Annotated in this window: 25 protein-coding genes and 1 riboswitch; of the genes, 17 read left to right on the forward strand and 8 right to left on the reverse strand. The window is 72.6% G+C overall.

The features are described from left to right. Positions 1–79 precede the first annotated feature (79 nt). Complete coding sequence (locus U5C87_RS16705; RefSeq protein WP_030146323.1) at positions 80–658, forward strand: DUF3043 domain-containing protein; 579 nt, start codon at positions 80–82, stop codon at positions 656–658. Positions 659–699: 41 nt separating this feature from the next. Here U5C87_RS16705 and U5C87_RS16710 read toward each other — a convergent pair whose 3' ends face one another. Together U5C87_RS16710 and U5C87_RS16715 are read right to left on the reverse strand one after the other, a co-directional pair. Beyond that, positions 700–2,067, reverse strand: a complete 1,368-nt coding sequence (locus U5C87_RS16710) for a serine hydrolase domain-containing protein (protein ID WP_330473627.1) — start codon at positions 2,065–2,067, stop codon at positions 700–702. Then, positions 2,064–2,279: a hypothetical protein gene (locus tag U5C87_RS16715; protein WP_030146325.1), complete on the reverse strand. Its 216-nt coding sequence runs from the start codon at positions 2,277–2,279 to the stop codon at positions 2,064–2,066. The genes U5C87_RS16710 and U5C87_RS16715 overlap by 4 nt, the downstream gene beginning before the upstream one ends. 34 nt (positions 2,280–2,313) lie before the next feature. Continuing rightward, positions 2,314–2,465: riboswitch (cobalamin riboswitch) on the forward strand. A gap of 92 nt (positions 2,466–2,557) precedes the next feature. Here U5C87_RS16715 and U5C87_RS16720 point away from each other — a divergent pair. Genes U5C87_RS16720 through U5C87_RS16745 form a run of 6 tightly spaced genes read left to right on the forward strand, consistent with a single transcriptional unit; the run spans position 2,558 to position 8,310 of the window. After that, entirely contained in the window at positions 2,558–3,316 is a 759-nt protein-coding gene (locus U5C87_RS16720) for an SCO2322 family protein (RefSeq protein WP_330473628.1), read from the forward strand. A gap of 15 nt (positions 3,317–3,331) precedes the next feature. After that, complete coding sequence (locus U5C87_RS16725; RefSeq protein WP_330473629.1) at positions 3,332–4,417, forward strand: energy-coupling factor transporter transmembrane component T; 1,086 nt, start codon at positions 3,332–3,334, stop codon at positions 4,415–4,417. Continuing rightward, positions 4,414–6,036, forward strand: coding sequence for an ABC transporter ATP-binding protein (locus U5C87_RS16730; RefSeq protein ID WP_330473630.1), 1,623 nt, complete (start codon positions 4,414–4,416; stop codon positions 6,034–6,036). Before U5C87_RS16725 ends, U5C87_RS16730 begins: the two co-directional genes overlap by 4 nt. Further along, on the forward strand, positions 6,033–6,887 hold the full coding sequence (locus U5C87_RS16735; RefSeq protein WP_330473631.1) for an ECF transporter S component: 855 nt from the start codon (positions 6,033–6,035) through the stop codon (positions 6,885–6,887). The genes U5C87_RS16730 and U5C87_RS16735 overlap by 4 nt, the downstream gene beginning before the upstream one ends. Beyond that, a complete protein-coding gene (locus U5C87_RS16740; RefSeq protein ID WP_330473632.1) occupies positions 6,884–7,504 on the forward strand; it encodes a bifunctional adenosylcobinamide kinase/adenosylcobinamide-phosphate guanylyltransferase in 621 nt (206 codons plus the stop codon). The genes U5C87_RS16735 and U5C87_RS16740 overlap by 4 nt, the downstream gene beginning before the upstream one ends. After that, positions 7,504–8,310, forward strand: a complete 807-nt coding sequence (locus tag U5C87_RS16745) for an adenosylcobinamide-GDP ribazoletransferase (protein WP_330476712.1) — start codon at positions 7,504–7,506, stop codon at positions 8,308–8,310. The genes U5C87_RS16740 and U5C87_RS16745 overlap by 1 nt, the downstream gene beginning before the upstream one ends. Before the next feature lie 153 nt (positions 8,311–8,463). Here the strand turns inward: U5C87_RS16745 and gcvT are convergent, their stop codons facing one another. After that, on the reverse strand, positions 8,464–9,582 hold the full coding sequence (gcvT, locus tag U5C87_RS16750) for a glycine cleavage system aminomethyltransferase GcvT (protein ID WP_330473633.1): 1,119 nt from the start codon (positions 9,580–9,582) through the stop codon (positions 8,464–8,466). 194 nt (positions 9,583–9,776) lie between these two features. Between gcvT and U5C87_RS16755 the strand changes: the two genes are divergently transcribed. Beyond that, positions 9,777–11,246, forward strand: coding sequence for a leucyl aminopeptidase (locus U5C87_RS16755; RefSeq protein ID WP_330473634.1), 1,470 nt, complete (start codon positions 9,777–9,779; stop codon positions 11,244–11,246). A 69-nt stretch (positions 11,247–11,315) separates the two neighbouring features. Here the strand turns inward: U5C87_RS16755 and U5C87_RS16760 are convergent, their stop codons facing one another. Together U5C87_RS16760 and U5C87_RS16765 are read right to left on the reverse strand one after the other, a co-directional pair. Next, positions 11,316–11,504 carry a DUF5302 domain-containing protein gene (locus U5C87_RS16760; protein WP_030146334.1) on the reverse strand — a complete coding sequence of 63 codons (189 nt, stop codon included), beginning with the start codon at positions 11,502–11,504 and terminating at the stop codon, positions 11,316–11,318. Between the two features lie 130 nt (positions 11,505–11,634). Further along, the gene (locus tag U5C87_RS16765) at positions 11,635–11,982 is read right to left on the reverse strand and encodes a hypothetical protein (protein ID WP_030146335.1); all 348 of its coding nucleotides are present in this window, start codon (positions 11,980–11,982) and stop codon (positions 11,635–11,637) included. Positions 11,983–12,182: 200 nt separating this feature from the next. On the opposite strand from U5C87_RS16765, the gene lpdA reads away from it, so the two are divergent. From lpdA to U5C87_RS16780, 3 genes are read left to right on the forward strand one after another with little or no spacing between them, the layout of a single operon-like run. Further along, a complete protein-coding gene (lpdA, locus tag U5C87_RS16770) occupies positions 12,183–13,562 on the forward strand; it encodes a dihydrolipoyl dehydrogenase (protein WP_330473635.1) in 1,380 nt (459 codons plus the stop codon). Between the two features lie 31 nt (positions 13,563–13,593). Beyond that, the gene (gene sucB, locus U5C87_RS16775; protein WP_330473636.1) at positions 13,594–15,426 is read left to right on the forward strand and encodes a 2-oxoglutarate dehydrogenase, E2 component, dihydrolipoamide succinyltransferase; all 1,833 of its coding nucleotides are present in this window, start codon (positions 13,594–13,596) and stop codon (positions 15,424–15,426) included. Positions 15,427–15,453: 27 nt separating this feature from the next. Continuing rightward, positions 15,454–16,362, forward strand: coding sequence for a TIGR01777 family oxidoreductase (locus U5C87_RS16780; protein ID WP_330473637.1), 909 nt, complete (start codon positions 15,454–15,456; stop codon positions 16,360–16,362). Here U5C87_RS16780 and U5C87_RS16785 read toward each other — a convergent pair. Both U5C87_RS16785 and U5C87_RS16790 read right to left on the reverse strand, forming a co-directional pair. Further along, positions 16,340–17,941 (reverse strand): serine/threonine-protein kinase, encoded by a 1,602-nt coding sequence (locus U5C87_RS16785; RefSeq protein WP_330473638.1) that lies wholly within the window; start codon positions 17,939–17,941, stop codon positions 16,340–16,342. The genes U5C87_RS16780 and U5C87_RS16785 overlap by 23 nt on opposite strands. A gap of 165 nt (positions 17,942–18,106) precedes the next feature. Beyond that, positions 18,107–19,174 (reverse strand): Gfo/Idh/MocA family protein, encoded by a 1,068-nt coding sequence (locus U5C87_RS16790; RefSeq protein WP_330473639.1) that lies wholly within the window; start codon positions 19,172–19,174, stop codon positions 18,107–18,109. Positions 19,175–19,210: 36 nt separating this feature from the next. Here U5C87_RS16790 and lipB point away from each other — a divergent pair, with 36 nt between their 5' ends. The 5 genes from lipB (at position 19,211) to U5C87_RS16815 (ending at position 23,886) form a co-directional block, all read left to right on the forward strand. Further along, positions 19,211–19,870, forward strand: coding sequence for a lipoyl(octanoyl) transferase LipB (gene lipB, locus U5C87_RS16795; protein WP_330473640.1), 660 nt, complete (start codon positions 19,211–19,213; stop codon positions 19,868–19,870). Between the two features lie 127 nt (positions 19,871–19,997). After that, on the forward strand, positions 19,998–20,969 hold the full coding sequence (locus tag U5C87_RS16800) for an ABC transporter ATP-binding protein (RefSeq protein WP_330473641.1): 972 nt from the start codon (positions 19,998–20,000) through the stop codon (positions 20,967–20,969). Beyond that, complete coding sequence (locus U5C87_RS16805) at positions 20,966–22,012, forward strand: ABC transporter permease subunit (RefSeq protein WP_330473642.1); 1,047 nt, start codon at positions 20,966–20,968, stop codon at positions 22,010–22,012. The genes U5C87_RS16800 and U5C87_RS16805 overlap by 4 nt, the downstream gene beginning before the upstream one ends. Before the next feature lie 108 nt (positions 22,013–22,120). Beyond that, the gene (gene lipA / locus U5C87_RS16810; RefSeq protein ID WP_330473643.1) at positions 22,121–23,146 is read left to right on the forward strand and encodes a lipoyl synthase; all 1,026 of its coding nucleotides are present in this window, start codon (positions 22,121–22,123) and stop codon (positions 23,144–23,146) included. Between the two features lie 5 nt (positions 23,147–23,151). Continuing rightward, the gene (locus U5C87_RS16815) at positions 23,152–23,886 is read left to right on the forward strand and encodes a DUF4191 domain-containing protein (RefSeq protein ID WP_330473644.1); all 735 of its coding nucleotides are present in this window, start codon (positions 23,152–23,154) and stop codon (positions 23,884–23,886) included. Positions 23,887–24,000: 114 nt separating this feature from the next. Here U5C87_RS16815 and U5C87_RS16820 read toward each other — a convergent pair whose 3' ends face one another. Beyond that, a complete protein-coding gene (locus U5C87_RS16820; RefSeq protein WP_330473645.1) occupies positions 24,001–24,486 on the reverse strand; it encodes an RDD family protein in 486 nt (161 codons plus the stop codon). A 196-nt stretch (positions 24,487–24,682) separates the two neighbouring features. Here U5C87_RS16820 and glnA point away from each other — a divergent pair, with 196 nt between their 5' ends. Continuing rightward, a complete protein-coding gene (gene glnA / locus U5C87_RS16825; RefSeq protein ID WP_330473646.1) occupies positions 24,683–26,107 on the forward strand; it encodes a type I glutamate--ammonia ligase in 1,425 nt (474 codons plus the stop codon). The last annotated feature ends 82 nt before the right edge of the window (positions 26,108–26,189 follow it).

The following is a 26,189-nucleotide window of genomic DNA, read 5'->3' on the forward strand; positions in this document are numbered from 1 at the left end:
TGGTAGCGGACGCGGTCGTATGCCGTGTGGCCGTGGCCGCGATGCAGGGCCGGGACCCGCTTCGGCTTAGAGTGTGCACGTGTTCGGACGCAAGAAGACCCTCAACGACGAGCTCGCCACCACGGTCACGACCGACCCGGCGCGCCCCGGTGCCAAGAACCGGCCCACGCCCAAGCGGCGCGAGCAGGAGGCCCTCAACAAGCGTCCGCTCATCGTCACCGACCGCAAGGCGGCCGGAGCGCAGGACAAGGCGGCCCGCCGTGAGGCGATGGCCAAGCAGCGGGCCGGCATGATGACGGGCGAGGAGAAGTACCTCCCCGCCCGCGACAAGGGCCCCCGCCGCCGCTTCATCCGCGACACGGTCGACGCCCGCTGGAACATCGGCGAGTTCATGCTGCCGATCATGCTCATCGTGCTGCTGCTCAGCTTCGTGCGCACCAACTGGGCGCTGCTCCTGGTCTTCGTGCTCGTCTACGGCCTCATCCTCGTGGCCATCGGCGACGCCGTGCTGATGTGGCGCCGGACGCGTCGCAAGGTCGAGGACAAGTTCGGCGGGGCCGAGAAGGGCGACGCGTGGTACGCGATCATGCGCGCCTTCCAGATGCGCCGCACCCGCATGCCGAAGCCGCAGGTCGCCCGCGGCGAGCACCCGGCCTGAGCCTCTCTGCTTGAGGCTGTCCGCCGGGCCGAGCCCCAGGCTCAGCCCTGGAGCTCGGCGAACGACAGCGGCGCCCGCGTTACGGCGTACGTCGCGAAGTAGAGCTTGTCGACCGACCCGTCCGCTGACCGGACGACCTCGAGGACCTCGCCCCGCTCGCGACCGGCCACGGCCCGGAAGCGGTCTGCTCCCTCGGCGGCGTAGCGCGTCTCGGAGAGCGGCTCGTCGTCGGACAAGCGCGACCACAGCTCGCCGTCGCGGACGAAGAACGTGATCGGCGACCCCTCGGACCACCACAGGCCGAGCAGCTCCGCGAGGGCCGGCTGCTCCACCTCGGGCACCCACGCCGCGGCGAGAGTGGGCTCGGCCTCGACGACGGCCTCGACGAGGTCGGTGGCGAGCCCGAGCGTCAGCGCTCCGGACGTCGCGTTGGCGAAGACGACGGCGCCGACACCGTCCGCCCGCCGCACTCGCAGGCCGGTGAGGAAGCCCGGCATCGCGCCCCCGTGCCCGACGTAGACGCGGTCGCCGCGTCGGCCCATGCCGAAGCCGAGGCCGTAGGCGCCGCTCCAGCCGTCGACGTCGGTCATGATGAGCGGCCGGCACATCTCCTCGACCGTCTCGGGACGCACGACCCGGTCGTCGGGCCGCGCGACGTAGGCGGCGTAGCGAGCCATGTCGGCGACGCTCGACCACAGCCCGCCGAGGGGAGCCGTCGCGCCCAGGCTGAAGAGCGGCTCCTCGCGCGCGGTGCCGGCATAGGGGTCGACCTGGTAACCGAGGGCGCGATCGTCGGCGGGGGCGAGCCCGGTGCGGGTCAGCCCCAGCGGCTCCAGCACCCGCTCGCGCACGACGTGCTCCCACTCCTGTCCGGTGACGCGCTCGACGACCGCACCGAGCAGGCCGTAGGCGAGGTTGGAGTAGTGGAAGGCGTGGTGCCCGGGGAGCACCTGCTCGGCCTGCTCGACCCCGGCGAGGAACTCCTCGCGCTCGGGCGCCTCGAGGCTCTCCCAGATGTTGCCGACGGGCTCGCGCTGCAGGCCGGAGGCGTGGGCGAGCATCTGCCGCACGGGAACCCGGCCATGCCTTGTGCCCGGCAGGTACGTCTCGAGCGTGTCGTCGAGCGACAACCGGCCCTCGTCGCGCAGCGACATGACGGTCAGCGCCGTGAACGTCTTGGTCACCGAGCCGATCATGAACTGCGTGTCGTCGGTCGCCGGGGCAGGGCGGGTCCCGAGACGGGCGGACCCCACGTGCGCCGACCAGACGAGGTGTCCGTCCCGGACGACGCCGACGCTGACGCCGGGCGAGCGCCACGAGCGCTGCGCCGTCACGACGCGCGCGAGCAGGTCCCGCTCCAGCCCGGCCGACAGGCCCGTGCCGGTCGTGCCGGTCGCGGACGCGCTCACTCCGCCGCCCGGAGGCTCATCGGGCCGTAGACGACGGCGTCGTTCTCGCGCAGCGTGACGGCCTCGACCCCGGCGTCGAGCAGCTCACGCCACGACTCCCCGAGGTAGCTCTCGGCGTCGCTCTGGGTCGGGAAGCCCGTGGTGGTCAGGCCCTCCCCCTCCATCGGGTTGCCGTGGGCGTCGAGGAACAGCCAGGACCAGTCAGCGCTCATGCCGACACCCTAGTTGGCTGCTCGTTTGACGGGCGGCCGCCCGCCGTGCGACGGTTCGCCTTACCCGAAGGACGATGGGGCAAGCCGGTGAGACTCCGGCGCTGACCCGCAACCGTGAAGCCACTCCCTGCCGCCAGCCGGCCCTGGGTGACCAGTCGGAAAACCCGCGTCCTACCGGCTCCTTTGTCAGTCTGTCGTGGAATGCGGACCGGAGTCACCCCGCCGGGCCGGCGTCAGCCAGCAGACCCGACATGGTGTCCGACCGCGAGGAGGAAACCGTGTCCCTTGTCCGTCGTGCCCCGTTCCGGGTCGTCCTCGTCGCGCTCGTCGCGGCGGCGCTGTCCGCCCTGACGGTCGCGCCCGCCCAGGCCGCCGCCTACCGCTACTGGGGCTTCTACCAGCTCGCCGACGGCGCGTGGACCTTCGCGCAGAAGGGCCCGGACCAGACGGTCCCCAAGGACGGCAGCGTGGACGGCTGGCGCTTCGCCGTCGCCGACGAGGCCTCGACCCGCTACCCGCGCGCCGTGCTCACCTTCGACCAGGTCTGCGGCAGCACGCCGGCCGAGGCGGGCAAGAAGCGCGTCGGTCTCGTCGTCGACTTCGGCCGCCCGGCCGACGCCGCCGACGGCGCGACCCCGCCCGAGCCCAAGGCGCTGTGTGCCGTCGTCGCCGCGGACGCCACGAGCGCGGCCGTGCTCGCCACCGCCGGCGACGTGCGCACCGAGAAGGGCCTGGTCTGCGGCGTCGCCGGCTACCCGACGACCGACTGCGGCGGAGCAGTCAAGGAGGTCTCCCCCGAGGCCAAGGCCGCCGACCAGCCCGTGACCATCGCGGCCCCGGCGAGCACCCCCTCCGCAACCCCGTCAGCGGGAGCGACCACCCCCGCGGCAGCCACGGCCGGCGACGTCACCACGACGCCGGCGTCGGGCACCTCGGGTGGGACGGTGGCGGCATACGTCATCGCCGGCCTGGTCCTGCTCGCCCTCATCGGCTACCTGCTCGTGCGGTCGCGGTCGCGCGCCCGGCAGGACGGCTGAGGAGCACCGGCCAGCGTGACGCGGCCCCGGCACAAGGCCCGCCTCCAGCACCCCGCAGCCTGGTGGCTGTGGGGTCTGGGGCTCGCCACGGCCGCGTCGCGCACGACCAACCCGGTCCTGCTGCTCCTCGTCATCGGGGTCTGCGTCCTCGTCGTCTCCGAACGCCGTGACCCCGCGACCGTCAACCCGCTGCCGGCCTTCCTCGTCATCGGCGCGGTCGTCGTCGCCTTCCGCGTCGTCATGACCGCGCTGCTCGGCAACGGGATCGTCGGCGAGACGGTCGTGCTCACCCTGCCCAGCGTCCCGCTGCCGGACTGGGCGGCCGCCGTGCGCATCGGCGGCACCGTCACGCTCGAGTCGCTGCTGTATGCCGCGTACGACGCCCTGCGTCTCGCCGCGGTCCTCGCGTGCCTCGGGGCGGCCAACGCGCTCGCGAGCCCGCGCCGCCTGCTGCGCTACCTCCCCGCCACGCTCTACGACGTCGGGACGGCTGTCGTCGTGGGCCTGACGTTCGCGCCGCAGCTGCTCACCGACGCCCGCGACGTGCGCGCTGCGCGCACCCTGCGCGGCCGCGACGGCCGTGGCCTGCGGGAGATGGCGCGCCTCACGGTGCCCGTGCTCGAGACGGCGTTCGAGCGCTCGCTCGGCCTGGCCGCGTCGATGGAGTCCCGGGGCTACGGTCGCGCGGTCCGGTCGACCACGACGAGCCGTCGCGCGGCGACGGGGCTCGCGCTCGCCGGTCTCGTCGGCGTCCTCGCCGGTCTCTACGGCCTGCTCGACTCCTCGGCCGGCGGGGTGCTCGGGCTGCCGGTCCTCGTGCTCGGCGCCGTGCTCTCGGGGTCGAGCCTGCTCGTGGGGGCCTCGCGGGACCACCGCTCGGGTCACCGGCGAGAGCGGTGGACGTGGACCGAGACCGTCACCGTCCTCGTCGGAGCCGTGCCCGCCGCGGTCCTCGTCGTCGCCTCCGCGCAGGGCTGGGACGGCGTCGTGCCGAGCCAGCAGGCGCAGCTGCCCGCCGTGCCCCTGCTCGCGGTGCTCGCCGTGCTCGTCGCCGCGACGCCGGCCTTCTTCACACCCCGTCCCCGGGAGGTCGCTCCGTGATCACCTTCGAGCACGTGTCGGTGCAGTACGCCGATGCCCCGGCTCCCAGCCTCCACGACGTCACGCTCGAGATCCCCGAGGGCGAGCTCGTCCTCGTCGTGGGTCCCACGGGCAGCGGCAAGTCGACCCTGCTGCGCACCATCAACGGGCTCGTCCCGCACTTCAGCGGCGGCACGCTGACCGGCCGCGTCACCGTCGACGGGCTCGACACCGCCGAGCACCGGCCCCGCGACCTCGCCACCGTCGTGGGGCTCGTCGAGCAGAACCCGTCGTCGACGTTCGTCACGGACGTCGTCGAGGACGAGGTCGCCTACGGCATGGAGACGATGGGTCTGGACCCGACGACGATCCGTCGCCGGGTCGAGGAGACGCTCGACCTCTTCGGCCTGACCCCGCTGCGTGCGCGGTCGCTGCGCACCCTCTCGGGCGGTCAGCAGCAGCGCGTGGCGATCGCCGCCCTCTTCGCCGCCGGGCCCCGCGTGCTCGTGCTCGACGAGCCGACGTCGGCGCTGGATCCTGTTGCGGCAGAGGAGGTTCTGGCGTCTCTGCACCGCATCGTGCACGACCTCGGCGTCACCGTCGTGCTGGCCGAGCACCGGCTCGAGCGGGTCGTCCACCACGCCGACCGCGTCGTCCTCGTCGACGAGGGCCGCGTGTCCGAGCTGCTCGACCCGGCGGACGCGATGCTCCGCTCGCTCATCTACCCGCCGGTGGTGGGCCTCTCCCGTCTCGTCGGCTGGTCGCCGACCCCCCTGTCGATCCGGGACGCCCGCCGCAAGGCCGGGTCCCTGCGCGAGGCCCTCGGCGCCAGCACGCCGCACCCGGCCGCGGACCTGCGGGTCATCGGCCCGGGCGACGCCGTCACCCTCGCCGGCGTCCGCGTCTCGCGCGGCGGGCGCGTCGTCCTCGACGGGATCGACCTCGCCGTCGCCCGCGGCTCGGTCACCACGCTCATGGGCCGCAACGGTGCCGGCAAGTCGACCCTCCTCGGCGCCGTCGCGGCCCAGCACCGGCTCGCCGGTGGGCACGTGCGGGTCGGTGCAGATGCCGTCGACCCCCACGCCCGGTCGGCGAGCGAGCGGGTGCGCGTCGTCGGGCTCGTCCCCCAGCAGCCCGAGCTCCTCCTCTACGCCGACTCGGTCGCGGCGGAGTGCGCTGCCGCCGACGACGACTTCGGGGCAGCACCCGGCACGGCCCGCGCCCTGCTCGAGCGCATCTCCGGCGGCATCGACCCGGAAGTCCACCCGCGCGACCTGTCCGAGGGGCAGCGACTCGAGCTCGCGCTCGCGGTCATCCTGGCCGGCTCCCCCGAGGTGCTCCTGCTCGACGAGCCCACTCGAGGCCTCGACTACGGCGCCAAGAAGCGTCTCGGCGAGGTGCTCGGCGGCCTGGCCGCCCAAGGGACGACGGTCCTGCTCGCCACGCACGACGTCGAGCTGGCGGCCGAGGTCGCCGACCGCGTCGTCATCCTTGCCGACGGTGAGGTCGTCACGGACGGCCCGGCCCGCGAGGTCCTCGCGTCCTCCCCGGCGTTCGCGCCGCAGGTGACCAAGGTCCTCCTCCCCCAGACCTGGCTCACGGTCGCCGAGGTCGCCGGCGCACTGGCGAGGATCGCGTGACCGGCCGGCGGGTCATCCCGCTGCGCTGGCCGGCCGTCGTGGCCGTCTCGGTCGTCGGCATCGTCGGCCTCGTCGCCTTCACGTGGCCCTTCTTCGTCACGGGCGACTTCGCGCGCGACCACGGCAACGACGCACCGTGGCTCTTCGCCGTGCTGCTCGGGCTGCTCGCCGTCGTCTGCCTCGCTGAGGTCACCGCCGGACGTCTCGATGCCAAGACGATCGCGGTCCTCGGGGTCGCGGCAGCCGCCGGCGGGGGCCTCCGGCTGCTGAGCGCCGGCACCGCCGGACTGGAGCCGATGTTCTTCGTCGTCATCGTCGCGGGACGCGTCCTCGGCCCGGGCGTCGGCTTCGTCTCGGGCGCGCTCGCCGTCACCACGGGAGCCCTGCTCACGGGCGGCGTCGGCCCGTGGCTGCCCTTCCAGATGATCTGCGCCGGCGGCATCGGCCTCGGCGCCGGGCTGCTCCCGGTCCGGGCGGGCGGACGCGCCGAGCGCTGGGTCCTCGCGGCCTACGCCCTCGTGACCGGCCTCGCGTTCGGCCTCTTCATGAACCTCTGGTTCTGGCCGTTCCTCGGCACGAACGCCCCCAGCGGCATGGGCTTCGTCCCGGGCGCCCCCCTCTCGGAGAACCTCGCGAACTACGGCCTCTTCTACCTCGCGACCTCGCTCGGCTGGGACCTGCCGAGAGGCGTGCTCAACGCGGTGCTCGTCCTGCTCGCCGGGCCCGCGCTCCTGCGCGTCTTCCGACGGGGCGCCCGGCGCGCGGCCTTCGGGGTGCCCGTCGTCTTCGACGCACCGCGGAGCGACCTGAGCGCTCCCGCGTCTCTGACGCCTGCGGAGCCTCGGCGATGAGCAGCCCGCACAGGCCCGACGCGACGGGCGCCCGCGCGGCGCGGACGACGACCCTCGTCACCGGCCCGATCCGCAGCGGGAAGAGCCGCCACGCGGAGGACCTGCTCTGGGACCACCCCGACGTCACCTACGTCGCGACGGGCCGACCGGCCGACCCGGCCGACCCTGAGTGGAGCCGGCGCGTCGAGAGCCACCGCCGGCGCCGGCCCGGGTCGTGGCGCACCCTCGAGACGACGGACGTGGCGACGGCCGTCGCTGACGCCACCGGTGCGCTCCTCGTCGACTGCCTCGGCACGTGGCTCACCGCCGTCGTCGACGACGCCGGATGGGACGACCTCGAGGCCGCTTCGGCCAGGGTCCGGCAGGAGGCCGACCGGCTCATCGAGTCCCTCTGCGCCGCAACGGTTCCCGTCGTGGTCGTGACCAACGAGGTCGGATGGTCGCTCGTGGCCACGACACCCTCCGGACGGCTCTTCCAGGACGAGCTGGGCCGGCTCAACGCCCTCGTCTCGCGGGCAGCCGCCCGGGTGCACCTCGTCGTGGCCGGCCGCATCGTCGACCTCAGTGACGCGCCGGTCGTGCCGTGGCAGCCGAGACCGCGGACCCTGGACGCGTGATGCGTGACGCGTGGCGGCTCGCGGTCGGCACGTTCACCGCACTCCGGGTCCCGCAGCCGGTGCACGTCGACCGGACCGTCCTCGGTCGGGCGATGCTCCTCGCTCCCCTGACGACGGTCCCCGCGTCCCTCGCCTGGGTCGCGCTGGGCGTCGCCGCGTCCGCGGGGTGGGCGCCGTCCGGAGTGGTCGCCGTGCTGGCTCTCGTCGTCACGGCGCTGCTCTCGCGCGCCCTGCACCTCGACGGTCTCGCCGACCTGGCCGACGGCCTGACGTCGGGCCACGACCCGGTCCGGTCGCTCGAGGTGATGCGTCGGGGTGACACCGGGCCCGCCGGGGCTGCGGCCCTCGTCCTCGTCCTGCTCCTCGACGCCGCCTGCCTCGCAGTCCTGCTCGGCACCGCCGCCGGGACCGTCCTGGCCGTCGTGGCCCTCGTGGCCAGCCGGCTCGCGTGCGCGGTGTGCGCGCGCACCGGCATACCGGCAGCGCGCACCGAGGGCCTCGGTCAGGGCGTGGCAGGGACCGTGACGAGGGCCGGCCTGCTGGGCCTCGTGGTCGCGATGGGTGTCGTGTCCGCGGCGCTGGGGACGTCCCTCGCCCCCCTCGGCGGGTTCGCTGGGTGGACAGGCGCGCTGGGGGCTGTGCTCGTCGTCCTCGCCGGCGCGTCAGCGTCGGTCGCGACCCGGGCCCATGCCGTGCGACGCCTCGGTGGCGTCACGGGGGACGTCATCGGCGCCGCCCTCGAGATCGCCCTAGCGGCCGGCCTCGTCACGGCCTCGGTCGTCGTGACCGCTCTCCCCCACGCCTGACCGTCACGCCACCACGTCGCGACCGTCGCAACGGCCACTCGTGGCCTCTCGACGTGCCCACGGGGGCCTTTCGTGGCCTCTCGACGGTGGGGCTGGGTGCCGGGTGGCTCGCAGAGCGCGCCACCCGGCATACGCCATCGGCAGAGCGCGAGGTCAGCTCTCGCGGACCTGGACCTGCACGAACGGCGGCTTGACGACCGTGGCCTCGAGCGCGCGACCACGCACGTCGATCGACACGGTCTCGCCGTCGGCGATCTCGGGGTTGAGCAGCGCGAGCGCGATGCCCTGCTTGAGCGTGGGCGAGAAGGTGCCCGAGGTGACCTCTCCCGCCGCTGCGCCCTGGAAGGACACCGTGCAGTGGGCGCGCGGGATGCCGCGACCCGTCACGAGCAGGCCGCGCATGAGGCGGGTCGGGCTGGCCTTCTCGGACTCGAGCGCGGCCTTGCCCCAGAAGGACTCCTTCTTCCAGCCGACCGCCCAGCCGGCGCGCGCCTGGACCGGCGAGATCTGCAGCGACAGGTCCTGCCCGTGGAGCGGGTAGCCCATCTCGGTGCGGAGGGTGTCGCGCGCGCCGAGGCCGCACGGCTTGCCGTCGAACGGCTCGATCGCCTCGACGAGGGCGTCCCAGAGGGCCGGCGCGTCGTCCCAGCGCGGGACGAGCTCGTAGCCGCGCTCGCCGGTGTAGCCGGTGCGGCAGACGATGACCGGCGCGCCGTTCCAGTCGGCCTCGACGAAGGACATGTAGTCGTGACCGGTCGGCAGCCCCAGCGCCTCGAGCACCTCGTCGCTCTTCGTGCCCTGGACGGCGAGCACGCCGTAGTCACGGTGCAGGTTGGTGACGGTGATGCCCTCGGGCGCGGCGGCGTGCATGCGGCGCACCACCTCGGCGGTGTTGGCGGCGTTCGGGATGAGGAAGACGTCGTCGTCGGCCTTGAGGTAGACGATGAGGTCGTCGACGACACCGCCGGCCTCGTCGCAGCACATCGTGTACTGCGCTGACCCGGGCTGGATCCGGCGCACGTCGTTGGTGAGGCACGCGTTGACGAAGTCGGCGGCGCCCGGGCCGGTCACCGAGGCCTTGCCGAGGTGGCTGACGTCGAAGATGCCGACGCGCTCGCGCACCGCGGTGTGCTCGGCGACGACGCCGCCGCCGGGGTACTCGATCGGCATGTCCCAGCCGCCGAAGTCGGCCATCTTCGCGCCAAGGGCGACGTGGCGGTCGTGCAGGGGTGAGGTGAGCGGGGCGGTCGTCCCCGACGTCGCTGTCGTCATGAGCGCCAACCTACCGCCCACCGGGTATGCCGCCTGCGCTCGTTATCATCGAACGCCGCCCACCCGCGGGGCGACGGGGGCACTCTGGAGCACCCGACCCTGCACCGACGACGCGCATCACCAGATCCGCTCCCGCGGCACCCGAGGACGCTGGACATCGTCCGCCCGGGAGCACCCCGACCAAGGAGTCCCACGTGGCCAACCTGACCATCTCGAACCGCTCGGCCGCCGACACCCCCGGCGACGCCCTCGTCGTGGCGCTCGTGCCCGGCGACGGCGGTGCCACGCTGGCGCCCGGCCACGGCCTCCCGCGCAAGACCGTCTCGCACCTCAAGTCCGTCGTCGCCGACCTCGAGCTGGCCGGCAAGGTCGGCGAGGTGACGACCCTCGCGGCCGTGCCAGAGGTCACCGCCAAGCTCGTCGTGCTCGTCGGTGTCGGAGCCCTCTCGGGCGACGCCGCGGACCTCGAGGACCTGCGCAAGGGCATCGGCGGCGCGATCCGCTCGCTGAACAAGAAGAAGAAGGTCGCCGTCGTCGTGCCGGGCACGTCGGTTGAGATCGTCTCCGCCGTCGCCGAGGGAGTGGCGCTCGGTGCGTACGCCGTGTCCAAGGCCGGCACGACGAGCACCGACGCCGTCGACGCCGTCGCGCTCGTCGGCCCGGCCGACGCGAGCTCGCGCAAGGCGGTCAAGCGGGCGGCAGCGCTCGGTGAGGCCGTCGCCTACACCCGTGACCTCGTCAACCTGCCGCCCAACCTGCTCTACCCGGAGACGTTCGTCGACTCGCTCGCCGACCGCATCAAGGGCACGAAGGTCAAGCTCAAGTCCTACGACATGAAGGCACTGCGTGCCGGCGGCTTCGGCGGCACGGTGGGCGTCGGGCAGGGCTCGGCCAACGACCCGCGCATCGCGGTCCTCAGCTACGCGCCCTCGCGGCCCAAGGCGTCGATCGCGTTCGTCGGCAAGGGCATCACCTTCGACTCGGGCGGCCTCTGCATCAAGCCGGCCAACGGGATGCTGACGATGAAGTGCGACATGGCCGGCGCCGCCGCGGTCGCGGGCGCCGTCCTCGCCATCGCCGAGCTCGGCCTGCCGATCGCCGTCACCGGCTACCTCGGCCTGGCCGAGAACATGCCGAGCTCCACGGCCCAGCGCCCGAGCGACGTCGTGACGATGCGCGGCGGCAAGACCGTCGAGGTGCTCAACACCGACGCCGAGGGCCGCATGGTGCTCGGCGACTGCATCGCGCTGGCCTCCGAGAGCAAGCCGGACGCCATCGTCGACATCGCCACCCTGACGGGCGCGCAGGTCGTCGCGCTCGCGAACACGGCGGCCGTCATGGGCAACGACGACGCCTTCCGCGCCCGCGTGGTCGACGCCGCCGCCTCGGTGGGCGAGGCGGTCTGGCCGATGCCGCTGCCCCAGGAGCTGCGTCCTGCGCTCGAGTCGATCAACGCCGACCTGGCCCACAAGGGTGGCGTCGAGGGCGGCATGCTGACGGCCGGGATCTTCCTGTCCGAGTTCGTCGGCGAGGGCATCCCGTGGAGCCACCTCGACATCGCCGGGCCCGCCTTCAACGACAAGGCCCCGACGGGCTACTGGCCCAAGGGCGGCACCGGCTTCGGCGTGCGGACCCTCGTCGGGATCGCGGAGTCCTACGTCTGAGCCGCGCAGCACGCGAAGAGGCCACGTCCCGCTCGGGGACGTGGCCTCTTCGCGTCGCTGCGGCGGGGCTCAGCCGCCGGACTTGCGACGGAACATCTGCTGGGCCTTGGCGGGGCCGTGGGCGCCGTGCACCTTGGAGTGGTCGTGGTCGTCGGAGACGTCCTTGCCACCGTGCGCGTGCTTCTTGTCGAGCGCGGCCCGGAACTTGGCCTTCATCTCCTCGCTCGGCCCGTTGGACGCGCCATCCTGCTTCGACATTCGAGAACCTCCTGTGTGCTGCGGCGCCGAGTCCGGCACGGACTGGACGCCTTTCACCCTGTCAGCGAACCGGGGCCCGGTCCACTCGCTTTCGGCGACCTGGTGTCGGGTCGTATGCCGGGTCGTGCGGTCAGGCGTCCCCCTGCCGTCGGCGCTTGCTCCACTCGCGCATCCGGTTGGGGTAGCCGGTCTTGTTGACGTCGTAGACGGGGACGCCGAGCTTCTGGCTGATCTCGAACCCGTCCTTGGGCGAGCCCACCGCGCGGCGCGTCCACTCGCCGTCCCAGGCGATGAGCACGATCGTCGTCGGGGTGACGCTCGTGGCGGGCTCGACGTAGGCCTCGACCCCGAGGCGGGACTCCACGAAGCTGCGCAGGTGCTGCTCGACCGCCTTGCGGTCGATCTCCATCTTCGGCCCGTCGGAGCGGCCGGGAAAGACGGCGCCCTTGCGGCTGCCGCGTCGTGAGAACCAGCCCATGGCGGCACTGTACGTGGTCAGGCCGTGCCCACGAGGTCGGCACGCGCCGGGCCCGACCTGCCTGTGCCCTCGCACACGATCAATGACAAGATGCTCTTGCACGACCCCCCGTACGCCCACCACCGCGTACTCCTGCACGTTCCCGCCCTGTGCCGCACGACGGCCCCAGCGGACGATCCACCCAGAAGGAGCACATCCAGATGCCGGCTGATGCCGCCAGCGACTACGACGTCGTCATTCTCGGTGGAGGGTCGGGCGGCTACGCCTGTGCCCTCCGGTCGGCAGAGCTGGGGCTCTCGGTGGCGCTCGTCGAGAAGGGGCGCCTCGGCGGCACGTGCCTGCACCAGGGCTGCATCCCCACCAAGGCGCTGCTGCACGCGGCGGAGGTGGCCGACGTCGCCCGCGAGGGCGCCTCGTTCGGGGTGCGGACGACGCTGGAGTCCGTCGACATGTCCGGCGTCAACGCCTACAAGGACGGCGTCGTCAGCCGCCTGCACAAGGGGCTACAGGGCCTCGTCAAGGCAGCGAAGATCGACTACGTCGAGGGCGCGGGCGTCCTCGACGGCCCGAACACCGTGGTCGTCGGCGACCGCCGCCTCACCGGCCGCAACGTCGTGCTCGCCACGGGCAGCTACGCGAAGTCGCTCCCCGGTCTCGAGATCGGCGGCCGCATCATGACGAGCGAGCAGGCGCTGTCCATCGACCACGTGCCGGCGCGCGTCGTCGTGCTCGGCGGCGGCGTCATCGGCGTCGAGTTCGCCTCCGTCTTCAAGAGCTTCGGCTCCGAGGTCACCATCGTCGAGGCCCTCCCGCGGCTCGTCGCGGCGGAGGACGAGGCCATCAGCAAGCAGCTCGAGCGCTCCTTCCGCAAGCGCAAGATCGCCTTCAAGACCGGCGTGCGCTTCGCCGGCGCCACCCAGCAGGGTGACGTCGTCACGGTCTCGCTCGAGTCCGGCGAGACGATCGAGGCCGACCTGCTCCTCGTCGCGGTCGGACGCGGCCCCGTCACCGACGGCCTGGGCTACGAGGCCGCCGGCGTCACCGTCGACCGCGGCTTCGTGACCACCGACGAGCGGCTGCGCACCGGCGTCCCGGGCGTCTACGCCGTCGGCGACATCGTGCCGGGGCTGCAGCTCGCCCACCGCGGCTTCGCCCAGGGCATCTTCGTCGCGGAGGAGATCGCCGGACTCGCGCCGACGCCGATCGACGAGAGCGGCATCGCGCGCGTCACCTACTGCGACCCCGAGATCGCGAGCGTCGGTCTGACCGAGGCCCAAGCCCGCGAGAAGCACGGCCAGATCGCGACCTACGAGTACAACCTCGGCGGCAACGGCAAGTCCCAGATCCTCGGCACGCAGGGCTTCGTCAAGCTCGTGCGCCAGGTCGACGGACCCGTCGTCGGCGTCCACATGATCGGCGCCCGGATGGGCGAGCAGATCGGCGAGGCACAGCTCATCGTCAACTGGGAGGCGCACCCGGAGGACGTCGCCGGTCTCATCCACGCGCACCCCACACAGAACGAGGCTCTCGGCGAGGCACACTTGGCCTTGGCGGGTAAGCCCCTGCACGCACACGCTTGAGCCAGAAACTGGGAAGAGGAGAGAACACGTCATGTCAGAACGCGTGACCATGCCGGCCCTGGGTGAGTCAGTCACCGAGGGGACCGTCACCCGCTGGCTGAAGAACGTCGGTGACCGCATCGAGGTCGACGAGCCCCTGCTCGAGGTCTCGACCGACAAGGTCGACACCGAGATCCCCTCCCCCGTGGCGGGCACCCTGCAGGAGATCCTGGCGCAGGAGGACGACACCGTCCCCGTGGGCGCCGACCTCGCCGTCATCGGCGACGGCGCTGCCCCGTCCGGCGGTGACGACGCGCCCGCCGCCGAGTCGGCCCCGGCCGAGGAGTCCGCTCCCGCCCCGGAGGCGCCGAGCACCGAGCAGGAGCCCCAGCCGGCCACGAGCGAGCCCGAGGCCGACGCCGCCGAGAAGCCGCAGGCAGAGGCGTCCGCCTCGAGCGGTGGCGACGGCCAGACCGTGACGATGCCGGCCCTCGGCGAGTCGGTCACCGAGGGCACCGTGACGCGTTGGCTCAAGGCCGAGGGCGACGACGTCGCCGTCGACGAGCCGCTCCTCGAGGTCTCGACCGACAAGGTCGACACCGAGATCCCCTCCCCGGTCGCCGGGAAGCTGACGAAGATCCTCGTCCAGGAGGACGACACCGTGCCCGTCGGCGCCGACCTCGCCGTCATCGGCGGGTCCGCCCCCGCCGCGCCGGCCGAGAAGGCGCCCGAGCCGGAAAAGGCGCCGGAGCCCGAGAAGGCCCCGGAGCCCGAGAAGGCCCCGGAGCCCGAGAAGGCGCCCGAGCCGGAGAAGGCCCCCGCGCAGGAGAAGCCGGAGGAGGCCACCCAGGAAGCTGCAGGTAAGGCCGCCGACGCCGAGCGCCCGCCGGCCCAGCAGTCCCCCGAGGCTGCGGCTCCCGCAGAGGCTCCGTCGCGGGACGACGCAGCCGCCTACGTCACCCCGCTCGTGCGCAAGCTCGCCGGACAGCACGGCGTCGACCTGAACTCAGTCACCGGCACCGGCGTCGGTGGCCGCATCCGCAAGCAGGACGTGCTCGACGCCGCCGAGGCCGCGAAGGCCGCCAAGGCACCGGCAGCCCAGCCCGCCGCCCAGTCCGCACCGGCTGCGGCCGCCGCTCCGGCGCCGTCCGCCCCCAGCGCCGCCGCCTCGGTCTCGCCGAAGCGTGGCACCCGCGAGAAGATGACCCGCCTGCGCAAGGTCATCGCCTCGCGCATGGTCGAGTCGCTGCAGGTCTCGGCCCAGCTCACCACGGTCGTCGAGGTCGACCTCACCAAGGTGGCTCGCCTGCGCGCCAAGGTGAAGGGCGACTTCGAGGCCCGCGAGGGCACGAAGCTCAGCTTCCTGCCGTTCCTCGCGCTCGCCGCCACCGAGGCGCTCAAGGCGCACCCGATGGTCAACGCGAGCATCGAGGGCGACGAGGTCGTCTACCACGGCAGCGAGAACCTCTCGATCGCCGTCGACACCGAGAAGGGCCTCATCGTCCCGGTCGTCAAGAACGCCGGTGACCTCAACATCGCCGGCCTCGCCCGTGCGATCGCCGACGTCGCTGCACGCACCCGTAGCAACAAGATCACGCCCGACGACCTCGCCGGCGGCACCTTCACGATCACCAACACCGGCAGCCGCGGTGCGCTCTTCGACACGCCGATCATCAACCAGCCGCAGGTGGCCATCCTCGGCACCGGCGCGATCGTCAAGCGGCCCGTCGTCGTCACCGACGCCGACGGCGGCGAGACCATCGCGATCCGTTCGATGATGTACCTCGCGCTGTCCTACGACCACCGCATCGTCGACGGGGCCGACGCCGCTCGGTTCCTCGGCACGATGAAGGCCCGGCTCGAAGAGGGCCAGTTCGAGGCCTGAGGTCCCCCACACCATGAGGAGCACCCCATGACGAAGCGCGTCGCCGTCACCGGCTCGTCCGGCCTGATCGGCGGCGCGCTTCGTCGTGCGCTCGCCGAGCGCGGCGACGAGGTCGTCCGACTCGTGCGCCACTCCCCGTCGGCTCCGGACGAGGTCCAGTGGGACCCCGCCACGGGCCGGCTCGACCCCTCCGCGCTCGACGGCGTCGACGCCGTCGTCAACCTCGCCGGGGTCGGCATCGGCGACCGCCGCTGGAACGCCGAGCACAAGCGTGAGGTCGAGCGCTCACGCACCGACGCCACCGGCACGGTCGCGCAGGCGCTGGTCTCCCACCAGGAGCGCACGGGCGAGGCCATCCGTCTCGTCAACGCCTCGGCCGTCGGCTACTACGGCGACCGGGGCGACGAGCACCTCACGGAGTCCAGCGCGCCGGGGCAGGACTTCCTCTCCGGGGTCGTCGTGCGCTGGGAGGGCGCCGCGCAGCCGGCCGTCGATGCGGGGCTCCCGGTGGCCTTCACGCGCACCGGTCTCGTCATGGCGCACGAGGGCGGAGCCTTCGAGCAGGTGGTGCTCCTCGGTCGCCTCGGCCTCGGCGGTCCGATGGCATCGGGCCGTGAGTGGTGGCCGTGGATCACCCTCGTCGACGAGGTCCGCGCGATCCTGCACCTCGTCGACCGGCCGGACCTGACCGGCCCGTTCAACCTCACCGCGCCGGGCTCGGCCCGGCAGCGCGAGATCGCGTCGGCCATCGGGTCGGCGCTGTCGCGTCCGGCCTTCGTGCCGGCCCCGCACTTCGCCCTACGGGCCGTCATCGGCGAGTTCGCCGACTACGTCATCGCGAGCCAGCGCGTCGAGCCCGAGGCGCTGCTCGCCTCCGGCTTCACCTTCGAGCACCCCGACCTCGAGGGCGCCGTCAGGTGGCTGGTGCAGCGCTGATCGCGCTGATCCGCCACCCCGGCTCCCCGCGCACGAGGCGGAAGTCGAGCTGACGCCCGGCGTCGGCCGGGCGGGGTGAGCGCGCGCCCGCGGCGTCGACGACGACGTAGGCGGTCCAGTCGACGCGGGCACGCACGACAGCCTCCGTCGACGTCCCCGACACGAACACGGCGTCGGCCACCTCGAGGCGGAGCCCCTCCCACCGGGTGTGCGTCTCGAGAAGCCCGCTGACGAGGGCCCGGTCGCTCGTGAGACTGGCTGAGGCCGGCGCGTGCACGCCCGTCAGCGTGGCCGCGTCTCGGGCGACCAGCGACGCGGCGCGGCGGTCGCTCAGGACCTGCACGAGGTCCTCGGCCTGCCGGGACGGGCTCGACGGGTCCGTGAGCACCCGGTCGAGGCCCGGAGCCGCCGGAGCCGGAGCTCGGGACGCCGTGGGCCGAGGCACCGGCGGACGGGGAGCGGAAGCACCGGCGGCTGCGGTCGAGGCGCTGGGCCTGGCGGAGGACCTGGCGGTGGGGGCGGCGGAGGGGGCGGCGGAGGGGGCGGCGGCGGAGGTGGCGCGGCCCGTCACCGCTGCATGGGGAGCCGGCTCAGGGGCTGCGTCGGCGCCTCGGGCCGTCAGGGCCCAACCGGCAGCAGCGAGCAAGGGGGCCGCGACGAGCACCGACGCGAGCACCCGGCGGGGCCAGCGGCGTGGCGGCGACGGAGCCGGCACCGGCTCACGGCCCGCGTCGGCGCGCAGCCGGTGCGTCAGGGCCGACGCCTCGTCCGGGCCGACGACCACCTCGACGGGCTCGGGCGTCGCGGCGTCGTAGAACAGCCGCGCCAGCTCGGCGGCGCCGGGTCGCAGGGTCGGCTCGGGGTCGATGGCGGCCCCGACGACCTCGGCGAGCTCGGGACCGAGATGGCTCACGATCGTCTCGGGGTCGAGGCGGATCGTCGTGTCGGGGGCGCCGTTGCCGGTCAGGCAGAACCACGCGACGGCGCCCAGGGCGTAGACGTCGGCCGCCTCGTCGGGCTCGGATCCGAGGCGCACCTCCGGGGCCACGAAGCCGGGCGTGCCGTGCACGGCACCGGGGTCGCGACCGGCCACCCGGACGGCCCCGAGGTCGAGCAGGACCGGGCGGCCGTCGTCGGTCACCGTGATGTTGCCGGGTGAGATGTCGGCATGCAGGCCCCCAGCCGAGTGGAGGCGGGCCACAGCCTCGCACACGGGGGTCAGGACGGTGACGACCTCGCCGGGGCGGAGGTGTCCACGGCTGCGCACCATGCCCGCGAGCTGCGCGCCCCGGACGAGGTCGAAGACCAGGGCCTCGCGACCGTCGGCGAGGGGCACCACCGAGCGGAGCGGCACGAGGTGGTCGTGCTGCACCGCGAGCAGCACCTGCTGCTCGGCGACGGACTGCTGGCGGTCGAGCTCGTCACGGCCGCGGTGCGGGACCTTGATCGCGACCCGTCGACCGGTGGCGTCGGTGCCGGACCACACGACGGCCGAGGCCCCGGTCCCGATCACCGCCTCGACGCGGTGCCCCGGGACGTCGGGCCGCTGCGGGGTCTGCGGTCGCTCGTTGTCGGTCACCCGCTCATGCAAGCAGTCCGGGGACGAGCCCCGGGCTGGTCATCCACAGGCCATCGAGGACGAGCCCTGCGACCACCCCGCCGGCCGACCGGCAAGACCCGGGGGCCCCGCCACCCGGCATACGCGAGCGAGCCCGTCAGGGCCGAGTCAGGTCTGTCGGCCGGGTCAGGGCGTCTGGCCCGGCGTCACGACCTCGACGACGCGGCGGTCACGGGCACTGATCCGGGCGGCGTCGAGGACGGCGAGGACGTGGACGGCGTCGCGCGGGTCGACGGGCATCGTCGCCTGCGGGTCGGACGAGACGAGGGCGGCCGCCACGGCCCGGTAGAAGTTGGCTTGGTCCGCGTCGGTCACGACGGGTCCGGGCACGCGCTCGTCGCCGCGCACGACCCAGCCGATGGCGTCGCCGTCGTTCTCGAACTCGGTGAAGGCGCTGACGTCGTCGACCTGCCGGCCGATGACGAACGACCCGGCCGACCCGTTGACCCGGGCCCGCGGGCCGGGGGCGCCGTTGACCGAGCTCGACATGACGTGGCTGACGACGCCCGAGGTGTGCCGGCACGCGAGGAACGTGTCGTCCTCCGCCACGGTCGTGCGCGAGTCGACCTCGGCGTAGACCGACTCGACCTCTCCGTGGAGCAGCACGGCCTGGTCCACGAGGTGGGTCTGCAGGTCGAGCAGCAGGCCGCCGCCCTCCTCGGCCGGCACCTGCTCGCGCCAGCGCTGCTTGGGCACGGGACGCCAACGGTCCCAACGGTATTCGGCACGCCAGATCTCGCCGACGAGCTCCTCGTCGCGCACGATGCGCAGCGCCGCGAGCTCCGGGTCGAAGCGCCGGTTGTTGAAGACCGTGAGCGGGACGCCGTGGTGCGCCGCGAGGTCGACGACGTCGAGGGCGCTGCTGGCGTCGACGGCGAGCGGCTTGTCGACGACGAGCGGCAGGCCGGCCTCGATGACCCGCTCCGCCTGCTCGGCGTGGACACCGCTCGGGGACGCGAGGACGACGAGGTCGAGTCCGTCGACGCCGAGAAGGGTCTCGAGGTCGGGGACGACCTCGGCCTCCCGCAGGTCGGCGCGCACCTCGTCGGCGCGGGTCGCGTTGGACGTCGAGACGGCCGCCACCGTGAGCCCGGCCCGTCCGATGAGGGGGGCGTGGATGCCGCGCCCGGCCGAGCCGTAGCCGACGAGCCCGACGCGCAGCGGAGTGGACGGGGACGGCGCGGTGGCAGGCATTCCGGCATCGTATGCCGCCCGGCGTAGGGTGGCCGCATGCGCTTCGTCCACCTCGGCCTCGACCCCGACTTCGTCGACTACGAGCAGGCTTGGCAGGTCCAGCGCGACACCCACGCGAAGGTCGTCGCGGGCGAGGAGCCCGACACCGTCTACCTCCTCGAGCACCGGGCGGTCTACACCGCCGGCAAGCGCACCGAGCCGCAGGAGCGACCGAACGACGGCACGCCCGTCATCGACGTCGACCGCGGCGGCAAGATCACCTGGCACGGGCCGGGCCAGATCACCGGCTACCCCATCGTCCGGCTCCCCGCCCCCATCGACGTCGTCGGCTACGTCCGCCACATCGAGGAGATGATGATCCGCGTCTGCGCCGACTTCGGTGTCGAGGCGGGCCGGGTCGAGGGCGAGAGCGGCACGTGGATCGCCGAGGACGACCGCGGCCCCCGACGCAAGATCGGCGCCATCGGCATCCGCGTGAGCCGCCAGGTCGCGATGCACGGCTTCGCGTTCAACTGCAACCCCGACCTCTCGTGGGGCGAGGTGATCATCCCGTGCGGCATCGTCGGGGCGGGCGTGACCTCGCTGTCGTTCGAGCTCGGTCGCGACGTGCCCGTCACCGAGGTGCTGCCGCACGTCGAGAAGCACCTCGCCGACATCCTGCCGACGCTGCAGCCCAACCGCCGCGTCCTCGCCTGACGACGCGCCCCGCGCCCGTCCGGACGCGGGTCCTGGCGTATGCCGTGTCGTGACCGTCGCGTCCGCTGCGAGACCAGGTGCCACCCCCTAGGGTGACGACCACCAGCCGGTCGAACCAGGGGGATCGATGGACGTCGCCGTCCGCACCGTCAACCTACGCAAGACGTACCTGAGCCGAGGATCGCGACGCGTCGCCGTCACCGGCCTGTCGATGGCCGTGCCGCTCGGCGGGGTGCACGGCTTCCTCGGCCCCAACGGGTCGGGCAAGACGACGACGATCCGGATGCTGCTCGGCCTCGTGCGCGCCGACTCCGGCACGGCCGAGGTCTTCGGCGAGGCGGTCCCGAAGCGCCTGCCGCACGTCATCGACCGGGTGGGCGCCATCGTCGAGTCGCCGAAGTTCTTCCCGACCTTCACGGCCCGACAGAACCTCGTCCTGCTCGCCGGGGCCATCGGCAGCCCGCGCCACCGCGTCGACGAGGTGCTCGAGGCCACCCACCTCGGCGACCGAGGACGTGACCGCTACTCGGGCTTCTCCCTCGGCATGAAGCAGCGCCTCGCCATCGCGGCCACGCTGCTCAAGGACCCGGACCTGCTGATCTTCGACGAGCCGACCAACGGGCTCGACCCGGCCGGCATCCGCGAGGTGCGCGACACCATGAGATCCCTTGGCGCACAAGGCAAGACGGTGCTCGTCAGCTCCCACATCCTCGCCGAGGTCGAGCAGGTGGCCGACACCGTGTCGATCATCGGGCACGGCTCGCTCCTGGCCGAGGGCCGCGTGAGCGACATCCTCGGCGGTGCCGGCACCAGCGGCGTCGGCCAGGTCCGGGTGGGCGTCGCCTCGCCCGATCGGGCCGCCCAGGTCCTGCAGGCCGAGGGCTTCACGCTGACCCGCGACGACGCATACCTCTTGGTCGGGACGGACGACCCCTCCGCCGTGACGCGGTCGCTCGCGGGCCACGGCCTCTACGTCAGCGAGCTCGTGCCGGTGCGTGCGGACCTCGAGTCGGCGTTCCTCGCACTCACCGCCGGTGAAGGCCTCGGGAGCGAGGCCGACCGGGTCGCCGGTGGCCGCTCGGACGGAGGTGCGTCATGAGCGAGACCCTCGTCTCCCCCGACTCCCGGCCCCGCACCGAACGCCGACCCAAGGGCACCTCGTTCGCCGGGCTCGTCGGCGTCGAGCTGCGCCGGCTGTGGTGGCGCCACCTCACCAAGGCCACCGCCGTCGCCGTCGTGCTGTTCACCGGCGCGATGGTCTACAACGCCTACACGGCGAGCGCTCCCGAGCGGCTGGCCCAGCAGCTCGATGACTTCCGCACCATGACGCAGCAGGCCCCGCAGATGCTCGAGGAGTGCAAGAAGCAGGAGGCGATGGAGCGCGACCGCAGCGGCGACCCGGCGATCGACTTCGGCTGCGACCAGCAGCAGACCCCCACGCTCGAGGACATGGGTCTCGTGCTGCCCGTGGCGGACGTCATCACCGAGGGCATCGCCAAGGTCGGGGCGCTGCTGCTCGCCTTCGTCGCCCTGCTGCTCGGGGCCAGCTTCGTCGGGGCGGAGTTCTCCACCGGCTCGATGGGGACGTGGCTGACCTTCGCCCCGCGGCGGCTGCGGGTCGCCTCCAGCAAGCTGACCGCGGCAGCCCTCGCCGGCGCCGGCGTCGCCCTGCTCGGCCTCGTCCTGGGCAACCTGGGCGCGCGCATGGTCGCCGTCGTCAACCGGCCCGGCGACGACCTCGTCCTGCCCGACCCGCCGCAGCTCACCGACCCGCTGGCGCTGCTCGGGCTGCGCGTCGTGGCGCTCGCCGTGGGCGCAGGACTCATCGGCGCGGCCCTCGGCCTGCTGCTGCGCCACACCGCGGCGATCGTCGGCGTCGTGCTCGGCTACGCCGTCGTCGTCGAGGGCATCGCCGTGCAGTCCTTCCTGCAGGGCCGGCTCCAGCGCTGGTCGGTGCTGCACAACATCGAGGCCTTCGTCGAGAAGGGCTCGACGTACTTCGCCGAGTCGTGCACCGACGCGCGCTGCGAGTACACGCAGCACACCATCACCTACACCCAGGGCTGGGTCTTCCTGCTCGGGGTCGTCGTGGCCATCGTGGCGGTCGGGCTCGTCGCGTTCCGGAGGCGCGACGTGAGCTGAGGGGCGCCGGGGACGTCGGCAGACGGCATACGCCATCGGCCGCGTCCGGGGATGTCCGCACGGGGGCGTAACCTGTGCGGAGCAGCAAATCCCGACCAAGGAGCCCGTGTGTCTGTCGTTCCCGACGGCCGTCGTCTGCTGCGCGTCGAGGCGCGCAACGCCGAGACCCCCATCGAGCGCAAGCCGTCCTGGATCCGGACGACCGCCAAGATGGGTCCCGAGTACACCGCCCTGCACTCGATGGTGAAGTCCGAGGGCCTGCACACGGTGTGCCAGGAGGCCGGCTGCCCCAACATCTTCGAGTGCTGGGAGGACAAGGAGGCCACCTTCCTCATCGGTGGTGACGTCTGCACCCGGCGCTGCGACTTCTGCGACATCGCTACCGGCCGGCCGACCTCCCTCGACCTCGACGAGCCGCGCCGCGTGGCCGAGTCGGTGGCCCAGATGGGCCTGCGCTACTCCACCGTCACCGGCGTCGCCCGCGACGACCAGCCCGACGGCGCGGCCGGTCTCTATGCCGAGACGATCCGCCAGATCCACCTGCTCAACCCCAACACGGGCGTCGAGATCCTCCCGCCCGACTTCGGCGCCAAGCCCGAGCTCGTGAGCCAGGTCTTCGACGCGCGGCCCGAGGTCTTCGCCCACAACCTCGAGACGGTGCCGCGCATCTTCAAGCGCATCCGTCCCGCGTTCACCTACGAGAAGTCGCTGCAGGTGCTGACGATGGCGCGCGAGGCGCAGCTCGTCACCAAGAGCAACCTCATCCTCGGCATGGGTGAGACCGACACCGAGATCGAGGAGGCCATCCGCGACCTGCACGACGCCGGCTGCGACATCCTCACGATCACCCAGTACCTCCGCCCCTCGAAGCTGCACCACCCGATCGACCGGTGGGTCAAGCCGGAGGAGTTCGTGCACTGGTCCGAGGTCGCCGAGCAGATGGGCTTCAAGGGCGTCATGGCCGGTCCGCTCGTCCGCTCGTCGTACCGCGCCGGCCGCCTGTGGGCGACCGCGATGCGCAAGTGGGGCCGCGAGATCCCGGCGCACCTGTCGCACCTCGCCGAGGCCGCCGAGTCCCCCGCCCGCCAGGAGGCGGCGTCGTTGGTGGCGCGCGGCCAGGGCGCCGTATCCTGAGCACCATGGCACGCAACAAGGACGGCGACGCGAGCAGCGCGCCCCAGGAGAAGAAGCAGGGACGACTGTCCCAGATCCGAGACGTCTATCGGGTCTCCAAGCAGGCTGACCCGGTCATCGGCTGGTTCATGCTGCTGTCGTTCCTCGTCGTCTTCGGGGTGCTCCTCGTCGTCGGCTTCATCGTCAAGCTGCCGTGGATCTTCGGCATCTTCGGCGTGCTGTTCGGCATCCTCGCCGCGACGATCATCATGAGCCGGCGTGCCGAGCGCGCGGCCTACAGCCAGATCGAGGGCCAGGCCGGCGCCGCCGGGGCTGCGCTCACCTCGATCCGCCGCGGCTGGTACACCGACCGCGAGCCTGTGGCCGCCGATGTCGCCCGTCCCGGCGACATCAACTCGGCCGCCATGGTCTACCGCGCGCTGGGTCGCCCCGGCGTCGTGCTCGTCGGCGAGGGTCCGACCGCCCGCGTCCAGAAGCTGCTCGCCACCGAGAAGAAGCGCGTCGAGCGCGTCGCCCCCGGTGTCCCGGTCACGACGATGCGCGTCGGCTCGGGCGAGAACGAGGTCCCCCTCCCCAAGCTCGCGAGCAAGGTCCAGCGCCTCAAGCCGCAGATCACCAAGGACGAGATGGCCCTGGTCAACAAGCGCCTCAAGGCGCTCGGTGGCCTCCGTGCTCCCCTGCCGCCCGGCGTCGACCCGATGCGGGCCCGCATGGACCGCAAGGCCCTGCGCGGCAAGTGATCCCGGGCCGCGTCAGCGGCACCAACTTCACGTATGCGGAAGGCCGGCTCCCCGTGGGAGCCGGTCTTCCGGCATACGCCGGCAGTCGATGTGCGACGCGAGGTCAGCGCCAGATCAACGGGTGCGCACGATGACGGTGCCCGGAGCCTTGTCGTGCAGGCCGCGGCCGTCGCGGTCCCAGACGACGGCAGGGATGAACATGCACAGCAGCACGGTGCGCGCCAGGGCCTGCACCGGCAGCACCCGACCGCTGCCGCCGAGGGAGCGCACCTGCAGGCCCACGATCCGGTGACCGATCGTGAACCCGACCGTGCCCACGAGGAGCAGGTGCATGACGCCGAAGACGGCGAGCACGATGAAGCTCTGGCCTCCGGAGGCCGGCGGCTGCGAGAACGGCAGCGGCACGCCGAACAGACCGCGTGCGATGACGGAGGCGATCGCCCAGTCGATGAGCACGCCGACGAGGCGGATGCCGAAGCCGGCCACCGACCCCGGTCCGTGCTGGGGCAGGCCGAGGTCGCGGCCCCGGTACTGCGCGTCGGCGCTCGTGCGCTCACGGGGGCCCTGGAGCCATGACCCGAAGTCCTTGCGGTCCACCACGGGACCAGCGTAACGAGACCCGGTCCCTACGGTTTGCCCGGGCCTGTCCATCCGTAACACCGGCGAAACATGAGGGTCATGGCAGAGAAATCGGTTGTCGATAGTGTCGACACCGACAGCACGGGGCCGTCCCACGCCCCCTGACGCTCTGAGGAGCACCAGGACCGGACGACCTCGCCCCACATCAGGAGGTTGGATGTTCAGCTCAGCCGACGAGGTCCTTGCGTACATCAAGGACGAGGACGTCAAGTTCGTCGACATTCGGTTCTGTGATCTGCCCGGTGTCATGCAGCACTTCAACGTGCCGGCTGAGTCGGTCGACGAGGACTTCTTCACCGTGGGCCAGATGTTCGACGGGTCCTCGATCCGCGGCTTCCAGGCGATCCACGAGTCCGACATGAAGCTCGTGCCCGACCCCGCCACCGCGTTCATCGACCCGTACCGCGTCGAGAAGACGCTGGTCATGAACTTCTCGATCCTCGACCCGTTCACGGACGAGCGCTACAGCCGCGACCCGCGCAACATCGCGAGCAAGGCCGAGGAGTACCTCAAGTCCACGGGCATCGCCGACACCGCCTACTTCGGCGCCGAGGCCGAGTTCTACATCTTCGACGACGTGCGCTTCGAGACGAAGGCGAACGCGTCCTACTACTACCTCGACTCCATCGAGGCCGCGTGGAACACCGGCCGCGAGGAGGAGGGCGGCAACCGGGGCTACAAGACCCGCTACAAGGGCGGCTACTTCCCCGTCTCCCCCGTCGACCACTTCGCGGACTTCCGCGACAAGATCTGCCTCGAGCTCAAGGAGGTCGGTCTCAACGTCGAGCGCAGCCACCACGAGGTCGGCACCGCAGGCCAGATGGAGATCAACTACCGCTTCAACACGCTGCTGCACTCGGGCGACGACCTCATGAAGTTCAAGTACGTCGTCAAGAACTCCGCCTGGGCGCAGGGCCACACCGCGACCTTCATGCCGAAGCCGCTCTTCGGCGACAACGGGTCGGGCATGCACACGCACCAGTCGCTCTGGAAGGACGGCGAGCCCCTCTTCTACGACGAGCGGGGCTACGGCGGCCTGTCGGACATCGCGCGCTGGTACATCGGCGGCCTGCTCAAGCACGCGCCGTCGCTGCTCGCCTTCACCAACCCGACGGTGAACTCCTACCACCGCCTTGTCCCCGGCTACGAGGCCCCGGTCAACCTGGTCTACTCCGCCCGCAACCGCTCGGCGTGCGTCCGCATCCCGATCACGGGCACGTCGCCGAAGGCCAAGCGCATCGAGTTCCGCGTTCCCGACCCGTCGGCGAACCCGTACCTCTGCTTCGCCGCCCAGCTGATGGCGGGCCTCGACGGCATCAAGAACCGCATCGAGCCCCCGGAGCCGGTCGACAAGGACCTCTACGAGCTGCCGCCCGAGGAGCACGCTGCGATCCAGCAGGTCCCGGGCTCGCTGCCCGAGGTCCTCGCGGCGCTCGAGGCCGACCACGACTACCTCCTCGAGGGCGACGTGTTCACGGCCGACCTCATCGAGGCGTGGGTCGAGTACAAGCGCAAGAACGAGGTGGACCCGATCCGCTTCCGCCCGCACCCGCACGAGTTCGAGATGTACTTCGACCTCTGAGCGGAGCGCAGCGGAGCCAGAGGTCGAACATCAGACTCAGCGACCTCTGAGCGGAGCGCAGCGGAGCCAGAGGTCGAACATC

It is taken from the genome of Terrabacter sp. C0L_2 (genome assembly GCF_036352015.1).
Classification (GTDB): Bacteria; Actinomycetota; Actinomycetes; order Actinomycetales; family Dermatophilaceae; genus Terrabacter; species Terrabacter tumescens.